Consider the following 14,606-nt stretch of genomic DNA (forward strand, 5'->3'; position numbering starts at 1 on the left):
CTAAGTTGATAAGAGCGAGGATTTCATGTTACATTTTCTTACATAAAATTCCTAAAATTTGCCTTTTCATTCATTTTCTGATATAATGGGAAAATATTCGGAAAAGGAGACTAAAAATGAAGAAAAAAATACTAGCATGTTTGCTCATTTTATTTCCCATTTTCTCACTAGGTATGGCAAAAGCTGATACTGTTAAGATTGTGTCTGATACAGCTTACGCACCTTTTGAGTTTAAAGATTCAGATCAAACCTATAAAGGGATTGATGTTGATATTATCAATAAAGTCGCAGAAATCAAAGGATGGAACATCCAAATGTCTTATCCTGGCTTTGATGCAGCTGTAAATGCAGTGCAGTCAGGTCAAGCAGATGCCATTATGGCAGGTATGACAAAAACAAAAGAACGTGAAAATGTCTTTACCATGTCTGATACTTATTATGATACAAAAGTTGTCATTGCTACCACAAAGGCAAATAAAATCACCAAATATGAGGAACTTAGCGGCAAAACAGTTGGTGTTAAGAACGGAACTGCCGCTCAACGTTTCCTCGAAAGTATCAAAGATAAATACGGTTTCTCTATTAAAACCTTTGATACTGGTGATTTGATGAATAACAGTCTAAGTGCTGGTGCTGTAAATGCCATCATGGATGATAAACCTGTTATCGAGTATGCGATTAACCAAGGACAAGATCTCAGCATCAATATGGATGGTGAGGCTGTTGGAAGCTTTGCCTTTGGTGTCAAGAAAGGGAGCAAGTATGAACACTTGGTTACCGAGTTTAACGAAGCCCTAGCACAAATGAAGAAGGATGGTAGCTTGGAGAAAATCATCCAAAAATGGACAGCTTCTACAACTACGGCAACCCCAACGACAACTACTGCTGCTGGACAAAAAGCTACTCCTGTGAAAAGCAAGTACATTATTGCCAGCGACTCATCTTTTGCCCCATTCGTCTTTCAAAATTCAAGCAATCAATACACCGGTATTGATATGGACCTCATCAAGGCCATTGCCAAAGATCAAGGTTTTGAAATTGAGATTACCAACCCAGGATTTGACGCAGCCATTAGTGCTGTTCAAGCAGGACAAGCAGATGGTATCATTGCTGGTATGTCTGTAACAGATGCCCGTAAGGAAACCTTCGACTTCTCAGAATCATACTACACAGCAAATACGATTCTCGGTGTGAAAGAATCAAGCACAATTGCTTCTTATGAAGACCTCAAGGATAAAACTGTCGGTGTTAAAAACGGAACTGCCTCTCAAACGTTCCTTACTGAGAATCAAAACAAATACGGCTATAAGATTAAAACCTTTGCAGATGGCGCATCAATGTATGACAGTCTGAATACTGGATCTATCGATGCCGTGATGGATGATGAGCCAGTTCTCAAATATTCTATCAGTCAAGGGCAAAAATTGAAAACACCAATCGCTGGAACTCCAATCGGTGAAACTGCCTTTGCGGTTAAAAAAGGAACAAACCCTGAATTGATCCAGATGTTCAATAATGGACTTGCTAACCTCAAAGCTAACGGAGAATTCCAAAAGATTCTTGACAAGTATCTAGCTAGCGAAACTTCAACTGACTCTACAAGTACGGTTGACGAAACAACTATCTGGGGCTTGCTTCAAAACAACTACAAACAACTTCTTAGTGGACTTGGAATCACTCTTGCTCTAGCGCTTATTTCATTTGCAATTGCCATTGTCATCGGTATTATCTTTGGTATGTTTAGCGTTAGTCCATACAAATCTCTTCGTCTGATCTCTGAGATTTTCGTTGATGTTATCCGTGGTATTCCCTTGATGATTCTTGCAGCCTTCATCTTCTGGGGTATTCCAAACTTCATCGAGTCCATTACAGGCCAACAAAGTCCAATCAATGACTTTGTAGCTGGTACTATCGCGCTCTCACTCAATGCAGCTGCTTATATCGCTGAAATTGTTCGTGGTGGGATTCAAGCTGTTCCAGTTGGGCAAATGGAAGCCAGTCGCAGTCTTGGTATCTCTTATGGAAAAACCATGCGTAAGATAATCTTGCCACAAGCGACTAAATTGATGTTGCCAAACTTTGTCAACCAATTTGTTATCGCTCTTAAAGATACAACCATCGTATCTGCTATCGGTCTGGTGGAACTTTTCCAAACTGGTAAGATTATCATCGCCCGTAACTACCAAAGTTTCAAGATGTATGCAATCCTTGCTATCTTCTATCTTGTAATTATCACGCTTTTGACTAGACTAGCCAAACGCTTAGAAAAGAGGATTCGTTAATGGCAAAACTAAAAATTGATGTAAATGATTTGCATAAGTATTATGGAAAAAACGAAGTTTTAAAAGGCATTACGACTAAATTCTATGAAGGAGATGTTGTCTGTATCATCGGTCCTTCGGGTTCTGGTAAATCCACTTTCCTACGTAGCCTTAACCTTCTCGAGGAGGTAACGAGCGGCCACATCACAGTGAATGGTTATGATCTGACTGAAAAATCAACCAATGTCGACCATGTTCGCGAAAACGTTGGAATGGTCTTCCAACACTTCAACCTCTTCCCTCACATGTCCGTTCTAGAAAATATCACTTTTGCACCTATTGAACACAAACGGATGACCAAAGAAGAAGCTGAAAAATTGGGGATGGAGTTGCTGGAGAAAGTCGGTCTTGCAGACAAGGCTGAGGCTAATCCAGATAGCCTTTCAGGCGGTCAGAAACAGCGTGTAGCTATCGCTCGTGGACTTGCCATGAATCCTGATATCATGCTCTTTGATGAGCCAACTTCCGCTCTGGACCCTGAAATGGTTGGAGATGTACTAAACGTTATGAAGGAATTGGCGGAACAAGGCATGACCATGATTATCGTAACCCATGAGATGGGATTTGCTCGTCAGGTAGCCAACCGTGTTATCTTTACGGCTGATGGTGAATTCCTAGAAGATGGAACTCCAGATCAAATCTTCGATAACCCGCAACACCCTCGTCTAAAAGAATTCTTGGACAAGGTCTTAAACGTATAAAACGAAAGTGTGAGGTTCTCCTTACACTTTTTTATTGCGTATTGGATTTTTTGTTTTTTTTGAAAATTATGATAAAATAAAAACTATGATAATGAGGAAATCTCATCCCTAGTCCAACTAGGAAAAAATATAGAAATTAGGTAGCTAGATGTCATCAAAGGTTATTGTTACAATTTTCGGTGCGAGTGGAGATTTAGCTAAACGCAAACTCTACCCTTCCCTTTTCAGACTCTATAAATCAGGCAATCTCTCTGAGCATTTTGCTGTTATCGGAACAGCTCGTAGACCTTGGAGTAAGGAATATTTTGAATCTGTAGTTGTCGAATCCATCCTTGATTTGGCAGATAGTACCGAGCAAGCCCAGGAATTTGCTAGCCACTTCTACTATCAAAGCCATGATGTGAATGATACGGAACATTACATTGCTTTGCGCCAATTACAAGCTGAGCTCAACGAAAAATACCAAGCTGAACACAACAAGCTCTTCTTCTTGTCTATGGCACCTCAGTTCTTTGGAACCATTGCCAAGCACCTCAAATCTGAAAACATTGTTGATGGCAAAGGTTTTGAACGCTTGATCGTTGAGAAACCATTCGGTACAGACTACGAAACAGCTAGCAAACTCAATGAAGATCTCCTTGCGGCCTTTGATGAGGAGCAAATCTACCGTATCGACCATTACCTAGGTAAAGAGATGATTCAGAGTATCTTTGCTGTTCGTTTTGCCAACATGATCTTTGAGAATGTTTGGAACCGTGAGCACATTGATAATGTACAGATTACCTTTGCGGAACGCTTGGGTGTTGAAGAACGCGGTGGCTACTATGATCAATCTGGTGCCCTTCGTGATATGGTGCAAAACCATACTCTCCAACTCCTCTCTCTTCTAGCCATGGACAAACCAGCTAGTTTTACAAAAGATGAGATTCGTGCTGAAAAGATAAAGGTCTTTAAAAACCTCTATCATCCAACTGAGGAAGAACTGAAAGAACAGTTTATCCGTGGTCAATATCGCTCTGGTAAAATCGATGGCATGAAATACATTTCCTATCGAAGCGAACCAAATGTCGACCCCGAATCTACAACAGAAACCTTTGCATCTGGTGCCTTCTTTGTAGACAGCGATCGTTTCCGTGGTGTTCCCTTCTTCTTCCGTACAGGGAAACGCCTGACTGAAAAAGGGACTCATGTCAATATCGTTTTTAAGCAAATGGACTCTATCTTCGGTGAGCCTTTGGCGCCAAATATCTTGACCATCTATATCCAACCAACTGAAGGATTCTCACTCAGCCTCAATGGTAAACAAGTCGGTGAAGAATTCAACCTGGCACCAAGTTCTCTGGATTACCGTACAGATGCTACTGCTACTGGAGCCTCACCAGACCCATACGAAAAGCTAATCTACGATGTCTTGAACAACAATTCTACCAACTTTAGCCACTGGGATGAGGTAAGTGCTTCTTGGAAATTGATTGACCGTATCGAAGAGCTCTGGGCTGAAAATCGCGCCCCACTTCATGACTATAAAGCCGGAAGTATGGGACCTCAAGCTAGCTTTGACTTACTTGAAAAGTATGGAGCCAAATGGACCTGGCAACCAGATATCGCCTATCGTGAAGATGGCCGTTTAGAATAGCAAAAATATCCTGCAAGATTAACTTGCAGGATATTTATTTTGTATTAAATCAAGCCTTCTAAGAGACCCTTCATAAAGTTTTCTGAGTTAAATTCCCCGATATCATCGATTTTTTCACCGAAACCAATCAATTTTACTGGGATATTGAGTTCTTCGCGGATAGCCAGAACAACACCACCTCGGGCAGTTCCGTCAATTTTTGTCAAAACAATTCCAGTCAATGGAGTTATCTTAGAAAATTCCTTAGCTTGTACCAAAGCGTTCTGTCCAGTTGAAGCATCGAGTGCCAAGAAGGTTTCATGTGGTGCCTCTGGCACGACACGTTTGATAATGCGACCAATCTTTTCCAACTCGGCCATCAGGTTGTCCTTGTTTTGCAGACGGCCTGCTGTATCAATCATAAGGATATCCATTCCTTCTGCTACAGCACGTTCCATCCCATCAAATACCACACTTGCTGGATCAGCCTTTTCAGGTCCCGTCACAACAGGAACATCCACACGTCGACCCCATTCAGCTAGCTGGGCCACTGCACCCGCACGGAAGGTATCTGCCGCAACCAGCATGACTTTCTTGCCAGCTTGTTTGTAGCGATGAGCTAATTTTCCGATAGAGGTGGTTTTACCAACGCCATTCACTCCAACAAAGAGCATGACTGTCAAGCCATCTTGGAAATGGATTTGTTCATCGTAGTTGCCATCCTTCTCATAGAGTTCAACCAATTTCTCGATAATGACACGACGGAGTGCGTCAGGCTTCTTAGCGTTTTCGAGTTTAGCTTCATAACGTAGCTCTTCTGTTAAGTTTGAAGCGACCTGCACACCAACATCGCTCATGATGAGCAGTTCTTCTAATTCTTCGAAAAAGTCTTCATCGACAGAACGGAAGTTAGCAAAGAAGGCATTCAAGCGTGCTCCAAAACCCGTACGCGTTTTCTTGAGACTGCGGTCATATTTTTCCTGAACGGTTTCTTCAACCTGAGGAAGCTCTTCTTCTACAACTTCAGAAGCTAACTCTTCTTCTGTTTCTTGGTTCTCTTCTTCTAAAACTTCTTCAAACTCTTGGCTTTGCTCTGTCTCATCAACTTCTAGCTCAAGCTCTTCCTGAGCAGTTTCTTCGACTGTTTCTGGTTCAATAACTTCTTCTGTCGAGATCTGAGGAATTTCTTCTTGAACAAGTGTTTCTTCCACTTTTTCTCTTTTTGTCTCTTCCTGACTTGTTTCTTCGACTGCCGTTTGGTTTTCTTCAACCTCTTCTGACAAATCAAGATTTTCCAGAGCTTCTTTTACAATATCTTCGATTTTCGGCTCTTCTTTTTTACCGAATAAACGGTCAAATAATCCCATATTCTAGTTCTCCTTTAGCACGTATTCTTCGATAGCCCAGGCAACGGCTTCCTCGTCGTTGGTCATCGGGGTAATGACATTGGCAACTTCCCTAACTGCTGGAACTGCATTTTGCATGGCAACTCCCAGACCTGCCCACTCAATCATGGAAAGGTCATTAGCCTCGTCTCCACAAGCCATGACTTGACTTTGGTCTATTCCTAGGTGTTTAATTAATTTCGCTAAACCTGTTGCCTTGTGGACGTTTTTCGGTGACCATTCCAATAAGAGTTCACGCGATTTGAAGATTTCATATTGGTCAAACAATTCAGGAGAAATCTGTTGAATGGCTGCATCCAAAGGTTCTTGGGCAAAGGCAGTCACACATTTATTATAAGTTATCTGACTAGATAGATCTTCAAAAGCGACAGGTACGAAAGTCAGGGCTGGGTTGAACTTAGCATAGAGACTTTCTTGGTCCGACTGGATTTGATAGACTGTTCCTTCTGAAATAGCATCTAACGGCAGACCTAGTTTTTCAGTTTCCTCGTACAAGCGTGCCACATCGTCGATTGAAAAGACTGTTTTATCGAGAATCTCTCCCGTATTTTTCTGGACAAGCCCTCCATTAAAAGTGATGGTGTACTCGTCCTCCTGGCCGTCAGTCCCTAGCTCATGGAGAAAAAAATCCATAGCCTTCAAAGGACGACCTGTTGTCAGTACGACCTTGATGCCACGATCACGCGCAGCTTTGAGGACCGCCTTGGTACGATCTGTCAGCTTTTTATCCGTTGTCAGTAAAGTACCATCCAAATCGAGTGCAATCAATTTAATATCTGCCATTACAAGCCCTCCATATAAGCCATCACTGACTGGTCCTTATGGTGGCCAATCACTGTCTCTGCTAATTCTAAAATCTCTGGTCGCGCATTTTCAGGAGCGATTGGATGCCCGACAACCTGCATCATATGAAGGTCATTGAGATTATCTCCAAACGCTATGACCTGATCCATGCTAAGCCCCAGTTTTTTGGCTAGCTCAACAATAGCCACTCCTTTATCAACATAGTCCAAGACAATATCGATGGATTCATAACCTGTTGTCATGGCTTTCACACCAGAAACATTTTCGTTGACCCAGGCCTCACCAGCTTCTATCGTATCTTCTGTGAAGTTCGTAGTGAATTTAAAAATCTCATCTGTGATTGCTTCCAGACTCGCTACTTTTTGAATATTCTCATTGTAGTGTCGACTAATCATGAGATAAGTCTCATCCACTGTATCCAATACATAACAAGCTTTTTTCCCAGTCAAGAGCATTTTACTTTCATCAAAATAAGGTGATTTCTTTAAAGCTTCAAAAGTGCTCAAGTAAAAATCCCGAGACATAGTAGCCTCGTACATATTTTCCCCATGAAACTCAACATAACTCCCATTTTCAGCTATAAAAATCACTTCATCACGCACATCAGCAAATAGCTTTTTAAGGGATAATATGCCACGACCCGAGGCCACAGCAAAATAAATTCCCCTCTCCTTGTAGGAAACAAGCAAGTTTTTGAGGCGTTCCATATCAAACCGACCCTCTCCGTCTAGAAAGGTTCCATCCATATCGGTTGCTACAAGTTTAATCATAAAAATCCTTCATACTCCAATTGATAAATCTACCTTCTATTATACCATAGATAAGCTGAAAAATGACGATTCTATGAGGATTGGTTACTGTATTTCCATGCTTTTTCTGTAAAGTGAAAAAGGTCTTAAAAATTAGAATCGTAGAACTTTTTTCAGATAGTTTAAAAAGTTTGTATTCCCCTTCTCTTTTCTCTATAATGGAGAGAAAGGAGATGACTATGACAGAAATGAAACATGAAATTGATGCAAACTTTGCAGGCCGACTCAATATCCTGCGAGCGGGTGTTCTTGGTGCCAATGATGGGATTATTTCCATCGCTGGGGTGGTTATCGGAGTTGCCAGTGCGACCAGCAATATCTGGATAATCTTTTTATCTGGACTAGCCGCTATTCTCGCTGGTGCTTTTTCTATGGCAGGTGGCGAATATGTCTCTGTATCCACTCAGAAAGATACGGAAGAAGCCGCTGTTGCTAGAGAGCAATTACTCTTGGATAAAGACATGGAATCTGCAAAACAATCCCTCTATGCTGCTTATCTTCAAAACGGTGAGTGTGAAACGTCCGCCCAACTCTTGACCAACAAGGCTTTTTTAAAAAATCCACTCAAAGCCTTAGTTGAGGAAAAATACGGTATCGAGTACGAAGAGTTTACCAATCCTTGGCATGCTGCAATCTCTAGCTTTATCGCCTTTGTACTGGGAAGCCTTCCTCCTATGCTGTCGATAACCGTCTTTCCAAGCGATTATCGTATTCCTGCTACTGTCTTTATCGTGGCCCTTTCCCTTCTTGTCACTGGCTATACCAGTGCTAAACTAGGCAAGGCTCCTACGAAAACTGCTATGATCCGTAACCTCTGTATCGGACTTCTCACCATGGGCGTAACCTTCCTCTTGGGACAACTCTTTAGTATCTAAGATAAAAGAAATACCTCGACCAGCATCGAGGTATCTTTTTTACATTTGCACAATCTTGCGATAGCTTCTTGAGGTAATCATAAAGATCAAAACGTAGACGATGAGGAAGATAGCACAGATGGACAATGTAACGGTCAACATCATAGTCGCATCCAGCACGCCAATGACTTTTAGGATGAGGCTAAGCATGTGATAGGCAAAAGCAAGGTGTAGGAAGGCAAATAGCAAAGGGAGGAAGAAAACAGTTAGGACCTGTTTGTTAATCGTTTGCTTGATTTGCTTTTGATCAAGTCCGACCTTTTGCAAAATGATGAAACGTTCACGGTCTTCATAACCCTCAGAGATTTGTTTGTAGTAAATAACCAGGACTGTTCCCACCATAAAGATGATAGAGAGGAAGATACCGATGAAGAAGACTCCACCATAGAGGGCACTTATTTGCGCACTGCTATCAGCCAGATTGCTTCCAAATACATAGCTTCCCTCTTTGTTTAAGTCTCTATTGAAGTTACGAAGGTATTCTGTAAAGTCATCAGCGAGTTTGAGCTGTTCTTCCTCACTTGCTGTTACATTCATGCCACCATAAAGTTGATCAAAAATAGAAGAATCCGGATATTGATCAATAAAAGCTTGCAGATTAGGAACAACAAGATAATTGTAGTCAGATGTCAGAATGTTAAACTCATTTGGCACATGTTCCAGAACGAAATCATTTTTAATTTCTTCTTTAACTGTGTAGGTCTGGTCATTTAGAGTGAGTTCTTTCTGCCCTTCAAGCACCTTATTCTTAGTAAACAAGCCGACTTCATTGCCTGAAAGGGAGAGTTTTTGACCAGTCATGATTTCATAGTCTTTTTGATCAAAGACCATAAAAATGGTTTTCGGTTGGACAAAGTTATTCCCCTTTTTAAAGATACGGAGTTTGGTTCCATCTTGACTCTCGATGCCAAAATTGCTGTGACGAAAGACTTCTTTTTTGGTGACAGTTAATCCCTTATCGCTAGCATACTGACTCAAAAGTTTATCTAAATCTTCTTTATCAACATTTCGCCCTGAAATTCCAAAATCATGTGGATTCATGAATTTCTTGAAGGTTTCTGAAGCCTTGAAGATACTAGTTGCAGCAGACATGGTCACCAAGACCATGGTTGAAAGAATGGCAATCGTCGCAAGACCAACCGCATTTTTCTTCATACGGAAGATGAGATTGGATACGGAAATCATGTTGTTGGGTTGGTAATAATAACGCTTGTTTTTCTTCAAGATTTGTAGGAATACTGTAATCCCTGCATTAAACAAGAGATAGGTACCAAAGATTACCAGCAAGACTGCTACAAAGAAAATTATGAGTGCAGTTAAAGGATTTTCAACTGTCACTGCTAGGTAGTAGCCAGCTCCCATACTAATCAAACCTAGAATGGTCTGAAGGCTTAAGAAACGTCCTTTTTTCTCACCACTGGCCTTCTCACGAGAGAGCTGTAGGGCATTCATGCGTGCAATCCGAAAGGCATTGATAAAAACCAAACCTAGGAAAATAGCTCCAAAAATAAGGGTAACTAGGATAAAGACACTTGGTTGGAAGGTCGCTACGAGCTCCACCTTCATATTCATTAGCTTCAGAAGCAGAGCAAAGATGAGCTTATCAAAGAGAGCTCCTAAGCCAAGTCCAGCTGTCAAGGTTAGAGAGCCAAATATAAGAAGCTCCTTAAAGACCATGCTGATCAAATGGCGTTTTTCTAATCCTAACATGCCATAAATCCCTAGTTCTTTGGAACGGTTTTTCATGACGAAACTATTTGCATAAAAGACGATGATAGCCGAGGCAATAGTGACAATCACCATACCAAGACCAAGCGTCATGGAGATAGTCTCTCCCCCTCGAATCTTGCCAATATTAGGATTAAGTGTCAATGAGTAAAAGAGATAAGTGATGGTCACAGCTAAGAGAACTGCTAAAGCAAAGGGATAGTAGAGTTTGCGGTTTTTGATTAAGTTCGATACCGCTAACTTATTAGTCAATCGAAACATACTAATTCACCTCGCTCGCCATGACTGTCAAGGTATCAGAGATTTCCTGGAACATTTGACGTTCTGTCTTGTCTCCACGGTAGATTTGGTTATAGAGGATTCCGTCCTTGATAAAGAGAACGCGCTTGGCCCTACTTGCTGCTGCCGTTGAGTGGGTTACCATAAGAATGGTTTGGCCGCGTTCATTGATTTCATCAAATACATCGAGTAAGGCTGCAGATGACTTGGAGTCAAGAGCTCCTGTTGGCTCATCGGCAAGGAGAATTTCAGGTTCGGTGATGATGGCGCGTGCTACTGCTACCCGCTGTTTTTGACCACCAGAGATCTCGTAAGGATACTTCTCTTGCAATTGGTTGATACCCAAATTTTCAGCTGTCACTACCAATTTCTTCATCATCTCCGTGATGGGTTTTCGAGATAAAACTAGCGGAAGCAAGATATTATCCTTAACAGACAGGGTATCTAGTAAGTTAAAGTCTTGGAAAACAAATCCCAACTTCTCACGACGGAAGCTAGAAGCCTGAGAATTTTTAATAGTGGCTGTGTCGGTTCCATTCAGGTAAACCTGCCCGCGAGTTGGTTTATCCAGCATAGCTAGGATGTTGAGCAGGGTTGACTTTCCTGAACCAGACTCACCCATGATGGCAACGTAGTCACCCTTTTCTACTGTAAAGTGAATGTCTTTGAGTGCTTCTACTTGGTTGCCTTGGAAACGTGTTTTATAGATTTTTTGAACGTGTTTTACATCTAAAAGTGTCATGATTTTCTCCTTCTTAATATCCCATTAATTGAAACTGTGCTTGCATCATAGCGCATCCTAGTTGAACACGCTCGATATCTTTTTGACTTGGTTTTCTTCTTTTCTTTTGTAAAATTCTTTTCATAGTATTGCTCCTTTGTTCTTTATGAGTCTAGTTTATCGCAAAAAAAGACGGCTTGCCATAACCTAACCTTACAAAAGAGACTTTAATCTTACATTTTTGTAAGATTGAAGAATATCAAGTAATTTCGCTATCAATATTTTACCATAAAAGAAAGGCAAGAAGAAAACCCTTGCGGATGCAAGGGGTTTACTGTAAATATTCTATATGATAGCAAAGTTGTTTATTTTTCTATACCTCACCAAAACCAGCCATCATTGTCATCAATGGCCTCGGCTTCCTTGCGTTTGCGTGGTCCTGTTCCGTACATTTCTGCTTCGATTTCTTCCTTAGTTGGCAGGATCGAGGCGAGGATGATGTAAATAATCACGCCAATCCCAAAATTTGCTACGGTAAAAATGACGAAGAGTAAGCGGACTAGGGTTACATCAAAATTCCACTTGTCTGATAGACCAGCTAAAACTCCTGACACCATACGATTTCGTCTCATTTTATAAAATTTTGTATTCATGATTGTTTCCTCTTTCGGTATTCTTACAAGTAGTATAGCATGAATCAGAACTATCAACATCAGTCCTTAGGCCGATTTATGATGACGAGTTTACCACGGCAGACGCCACAGCGATAGCGTTTCGTGTCAATCTTCCTCTTTCGTTGATAGGATAGCTGGCAAGATTGACACTGATAGACTAGGTAGGTACTTTGTTTTTTCAAAGGGGGAACAAAGCGCAGCCCATCCACTTCTTTCAACAGTTCTTTAAAATCTCGGTCCTTATGTCGATAACCCTTTTTCTGAAAATAAAGGTGATAGTGACAGAGTTCATGGCGCACGATTTTACGAAAGACTTCCAAACCTAGTTCATTATAAACCTTAGGATTAAAATCCAAATGCCCATCCTTTGGGAAAAATCGTCCACCTGTCGTTCGCAGACGAGAATTCCACTGGGCTTGGTGGGTAAAAGGTCTACCAAAGTCTTCGAGGGAAACAGACTGAACGTACTCAGTTAGTTTCATCTGGAGCTAGGAGCGACAGATTGACTTTTTCACGTTCAGTATCGATTTTCTTAACCCAGACCGTTACCAAATCTCCGACTGACACCACTTGGCTGGGGTGTTTGATAAATTTACGACTCATATGGGAAATATGAATCAAGCCGTCCTCGTGAATCCCGATATCAACGAAGGCACCGAAATCAACGACATTACGCACCACACCTTCCAGCTTCTGGCCGACTTTTAAGTCTTTGATATCCAAGACATCTTGACGGAGAACTGGAGCATCAAAAGAATCACGGAAATCACGACCTGGTTTGAGAAGGTCGGCAATAATATCTTTAAGGGTTTCTGGTCCAAGGTCTAGTTCTTGCGCCATTTCTTTGACTGAAAGGGACTTGAGTTTGCTTTGAGCTTCTTCATTCAAGTCCTTGATATCCAAGCGTTTGAAGAGCTCCTTAACTGCAGCATAGTTTTCTGGGTGAACTCCAGTATTATCAAGGATATTGCTACTTTCAGGGATACGGAGGAAACCAGCTGCCTGCTCAAAGGCCTTGGCACCCAGACGAGGAACCTTCTTGATTTGAGCGCGTGAAGTGATTTTTCCCTCTTCTTCACGGTATTTGACAATATTTTCAGAAATAGTTTTATTTAGTCCAGCTACGTGGGAAAGAAGAGCTGGGCTGGCTGTATTGACATTGACACCGACTTGGTTAACTACGGTTTCAACGACAAAGTCCAGACTCTCAGATAGTTTCTTCTGACTGACATCGTGCTGGTATTGACCGACACCGATTGACTTGGGATCGATTTTGACCAATTCAGCAAGGGGGTCCTGCAAGCGACGGGCGATTGAGATAGCAGAGCGTTTTTCAACAGTTAATTCTGGAAATTCCTGACGAGCAAGGTCGCTAGCAGAGTAGACAGAAGCACCGCTCTCATTTACGATAACATAGCTGACTTCAAGAAAATCTTTCAGAACTTCCGCCACAAAGGCTTCACTTTCACGACTGGCCGTTCCGTTTCCGATGGCAATGATTTCCACACCGTATTGACCGATCAGGTCGGCCAAGTCTTTCTTTGCTTCTTCAATCTGACGAGCAGACGCTGGTTTAACAGGATAGATGACTTGGGTCGTCAGCATTTTCCCCGTCGCATCAACAACGGCTAGCTTGGCACCTGTACGAAAGGCAGGGTCAAACCCTAAAACCACGCGCCCTTTCAGTGGAGCAACCAAGAGGAGATTGCGCAGGTTGTCAGAAAAAAGTTGGATAGCTCCTTCTTCTGCTTTATCAGTCAATTCTGTCCGAATGCGTCGCTCGATAGCAGGCAAGACCTTTTTCTTAACAGATTGTTGAATAACTTCATCTATATAGGCATTTTTCACCTTGAACCGGGCAGCGAAGAAAGCTAGAATACGATCCGTCGCATGTTCAAAACCAACTTTCAAGATGCCTAATTTTTCCCCACGGTTGAGGGCTAAGGTTCGATAGCCCTGCATATTGCCAACTGTCTCTGAAAAATCATAATAAATCTGAAAAACTTGTTTTTCATCAAGACTTTCATCCTTGACCTGCGAAGTGATTTTAGAGTGTCTCAGCACTTCCTGATAGGTCATAGCACGTAGATTGACATCTTCGGATAAGGCTTCTACCAAAATATCAACTGCCCCAGCCAAGGCTTCTTGACCAGTCGCAAATCCTTCACAGACAAACTTCTCAGCTTCTTTTTCTAAGCCAGTTACATTTTGCAAAATCAAGCGTGCGAGAGGGAAGAGTCCAGCTTCACGGGCAATGGTTGCCTTGGTCCGACGCTTTTCCTTGTATGGAAGATACAGTTCTTCTACATCTGCTAGTTTTTCGGCAGCTAAGATAGCTTCTTCCAATTCCTTGGTTAGCTTACCTTGTTCTTGAATCTTAGCCAAGACAGCTTCCTTGCGGTCATTGAGATTAGTCAGGCTTTTATCCAAGTCGATAATGGCCTTAATCGCTACCTCATCCAGACTACCAGTCATGTCCTTGCGATAACGGGCGATAAAGGGAATTGTCGCTCCTTCAGTGGTCAAACTTAGAACGGTATCGATTTGCTTTAAGGTTACACCCAAATCTTGGGAGATTTTTTCATATTTTTTATCCATATACCTATTATACCATAAGGAACAGCCCTTGTTTCG

General features: G+C 41.7%; 12 protein-coding genes. 4 read left to right on the forward strand and 8 right to left on the reverse strand.

Features of this window, described 5'->3' with window-relative positions; all coding sequences use genetic code 11:
• The first annotated feature begins 116 nt into the window (after nt 1-116).
• From HMPREF1115_RS05230 to zwf, 3 genes are all read left to right on the forward strand, one after another.
• Nucleotides 117-2,282 carry an ABC transporter substrate-binding protein/permease gene (locus HMPREF1115_RS05230; RefSeq protein ID WP_000726957.1) on the forward strand — a complete coding sequence of 722 codons (2,166 nt, stop codon included), beginning with the start codon at nt 117-119 and terminating at the stop codon, nt 2,280-2,282.
• A complete protein-coding gene (locus HMPREF1115_RS05235; protein WP_001096335.1) occupies nt 2,282-3,022 on the forward strand; it encodes an amino acid ABC transporter ATP-binding protein in 741 nt (246 codons plus the stop codon). The genes HMPREF1115_RS05230 and HMPREF1115_RS05235 overlap by 1 nt, the downstream gene beginning before the upstream one ends.
• Nucleotides 3,023-3,170: 148 nt before the next feature.
• Complete coding sequence (zwf, locus tag HMPREF1115_RS05240) at nt 3,171-4,658, forward strand: glucose-6-phosphate dehydrogenase (protein WP_000096110.1); 1,488 nt, start codon at nt 3,171-3,173, stop codon at nt 4,656-4,658.
• 44 nt (nt 4,659-4,702) lie between these two features.
• Here the strand turns inward: zwf and ftsY are convergent, their stop codons facing one another.
• The 3 genes from ftsY to HMPREF1115_RS05255 are packed head-to-tail and all read right to left on the reverse strand — an operon-like array spanning nt 4,703 to nt 7,617.
• Complete coding sequence (gene ftsY, locus HMPREF1115_RS05245; protein WP_000522284.1) at nt 4,703-6,004, reverse strand: signal recognition particle-docking protein FtsY; 1,302 nt, start codon at nt 6,002-6,004, stop codon at nt 4,703-4,705.
• A 3-nt stretch (nt 6,005-6,007) separates the two neighbouring features.
• Nucleotides 6,008-6,826 carry a Cof-type HAD-IIB family hydrolase gene (locus HMPREF1115_RS05250; protein WP_000763416.1) on the reverse strand — a complete coding sequence of 273 codons (819 nt, stop codon included), beginning with the start codon at nt 6,824-6,826 and terminating at the stop codon, nt 6,008-6,010.
• Complete coding sequence (locus tag HMPREF1115_RS05255; protein WP_000594107.1) at nt 6,826-7,617, reverse strand: Cof-type HAD-IIB family hydrolase; 792 nt, start codon at nt 7,615-7,617, stop codon at nt 6,826-6,828. The genes HMPREF1115_RS05250 and HMPREF1115_RS05255 overlap by 1 nt, the downstream gene beginning before the upstream one ends.
• A gap of 218 nt (nt 7,618-7,835) precedes the next feature.
• On the opposite strand from HMPREF1115_RS05255, the gene HMPREF1115_RS05260 reads away from it, so the two are divergent.
• Complete coding sequence (locus HMPREF1115_RS05260) at nt 7,836-8,531, forward strand: VIT1/CCC1 transporter family protein (RefSeq protein WP_000138120.1); 696 nt, start codon at nt 7,836-7,838, stop codon at nt 8,529-8,531.
• Between the two features lie 39 nt (nt 8,532-8,570).
• On the opposite strand, the gene HMPREF1115_RS05265 is transcribed toward HMPREF1115_RS05260, so the two are convergent.
• From HMPREF1115_RS05265 to HMPREF1115_RS05285, 5 genes are all read right to left on the reverse strand, one after another.
• Nucleotides 8,571-10,559, reverse strand: a complete 1,989-nt coding sequence (locus HMPREF1115_RS05265; protein ID WP_000489364.1) for an FtsX-like permease family protein — start codon at nt 10,557-10,559, stop codon at nt 8,571-8,573.
• A 1-nt stretch (nt 10,560) separates the two neighbouring features.
• A complete protein-coding gene (locus HMPREF1115_RS05270) occupies nt 10,561-11,319 on the reverse strand; it encodes an ABC transporter ATP-binding protein (RefSeq protein ID WP_000173369.1) in 759 nt (252 codons plus the stop codon).
• A 359-nt stretch (nt 11,320-11,678) separates the two neighbouring features.
• Nucleotides 11,679-11,951 (reverse strand): PspC domain-containing protein, encoded by a 273-nt coding sequence (locus HMPREF1115_RS05275; protein ID WP_001092799.1) that lies wholly within the window; start codon nt 11,949-11,951, stop codon nt 11,679-11,681.
• A gap of 59 nt (nt 11,952-12,010) precedes the next feature.
• Nucleotides 12,011-12,454, reverse strand: a complete 444-nt coding sequence (locus HMPREF1115_RS05280) for a SprT family protein (RefSeq protein ID WP_000778612.1) — start codon at nt 12,452-12,454, stop codon at nt 12,011-12,013.
• The gene (locus HMPREF1115_RS05285) at nt 12,441-14,570 is read right to left on the reverse strand and encodes a Tex family protein (protein ID WP_000359162.1); all 2,130 of its coding nucleotides are present in this window, start codon (nt 14,568-14,570) and stop codon (nt 12,441-12,443) included. The genes HMPREF1115_RS05280 and HMPREF1115_RS05285 overlap by 14 nt, the downstream gene beginning before the upstream one ends.
• Nucleotides 14,571-14,606: the final 36 nt, after the last annotated feature.

Source organism: Streptococcus oralis SK610 (assembly GCF_000257455.1).
Taxonomy (GTDB): domain Bacteria; phylum Bacillota; class Bacilli; order Lactobacillales; family Streptococcaceae; genus Streptococcus; species Streptococcus oralis_CB.

Coding starts and splice junctions, on each gene's coding strand:
- HMPREF1115_RS05230 (WP_000726957.1), top strand. CDS start 117: ATGAAGAAAAAAATACTAGCATGTTTGCTCATTTTATTTCCCATTTTC.
- HMPREF1115_RS05235 (WP_001096335.1), top strand. CDS start 2,282: ATGGCAAAACTAAAAATTGATGTAAATGATTTGCATAAGTATTATGGA.
- zwf (WP_000096110.1), top strand. CDS start 3,171: ATGTCATCAAAGGTTATTGTTACAATTTTCGGTGCGAGTGGAGATTTA.
- ftsY (WP_000522284.1), bottom strand. CDS start 6,004: ATGGGATTATTTGACCGTTTATTCGGTAAAAAAGAAGAGCCGAAAATC.
- HMPREF1115_RS05250 (WP_000763416.1), bottom strand. CDS start 6,826: ATGGCAGATATTAAATTGATTGCACTCGATTTGGATGGTACTTTACTG.
- HMPREF1115_RS05255 (WP_000594107.1), bottom strand. CDS start 7,617: ATGATTAAACTTGTAGCAACCGATATGGATGGAACCTTTCTAGACGGA.
- HMPREF1115_RS05260 (WP_000138120.1), top strand. CDS start 7,836: ATGACAGAAATGAAACATGAAATTGATGCAAACTTTGCAGGCCGACTC.
- HMPREF1115_RS05265 (WP_000489364.1), bottom strand. CDS start 10,559: ATGTTTCGATTGACTAATAAGTTAGCGGTATCGAACTTAATCAAAAAC.
- HMPREF1115_RS05270 (WP_000173369.1), bottom strand. CDS start 11,319: ATGACACTTTTAGATGTAAAACACGTTCAAAAAATCTATAAAACACGT.
- HMPREF1115_RS05275 (WP_001092799.1), bottom strand. CDS start 11,951: ATGAATACAAAATTTTATAAAATGAGACGAAATCGTATGGTGTCAGGA.
- HMPREF1115_RS05280 (WP_000778612.1), bottom strand. CDS start 12,454: ATGAAACTAACTGAGTACGTTCAGTCTGTTTCCCTCGAAGACTTTGGT.
- HMPREF1115_RS05285 (WP_000359162.1), bottom strand. CDS start 14,570: ATGGATAAAAAATATGAAAAAATCTCCCAAGATTTGGGTGTAACCTTA.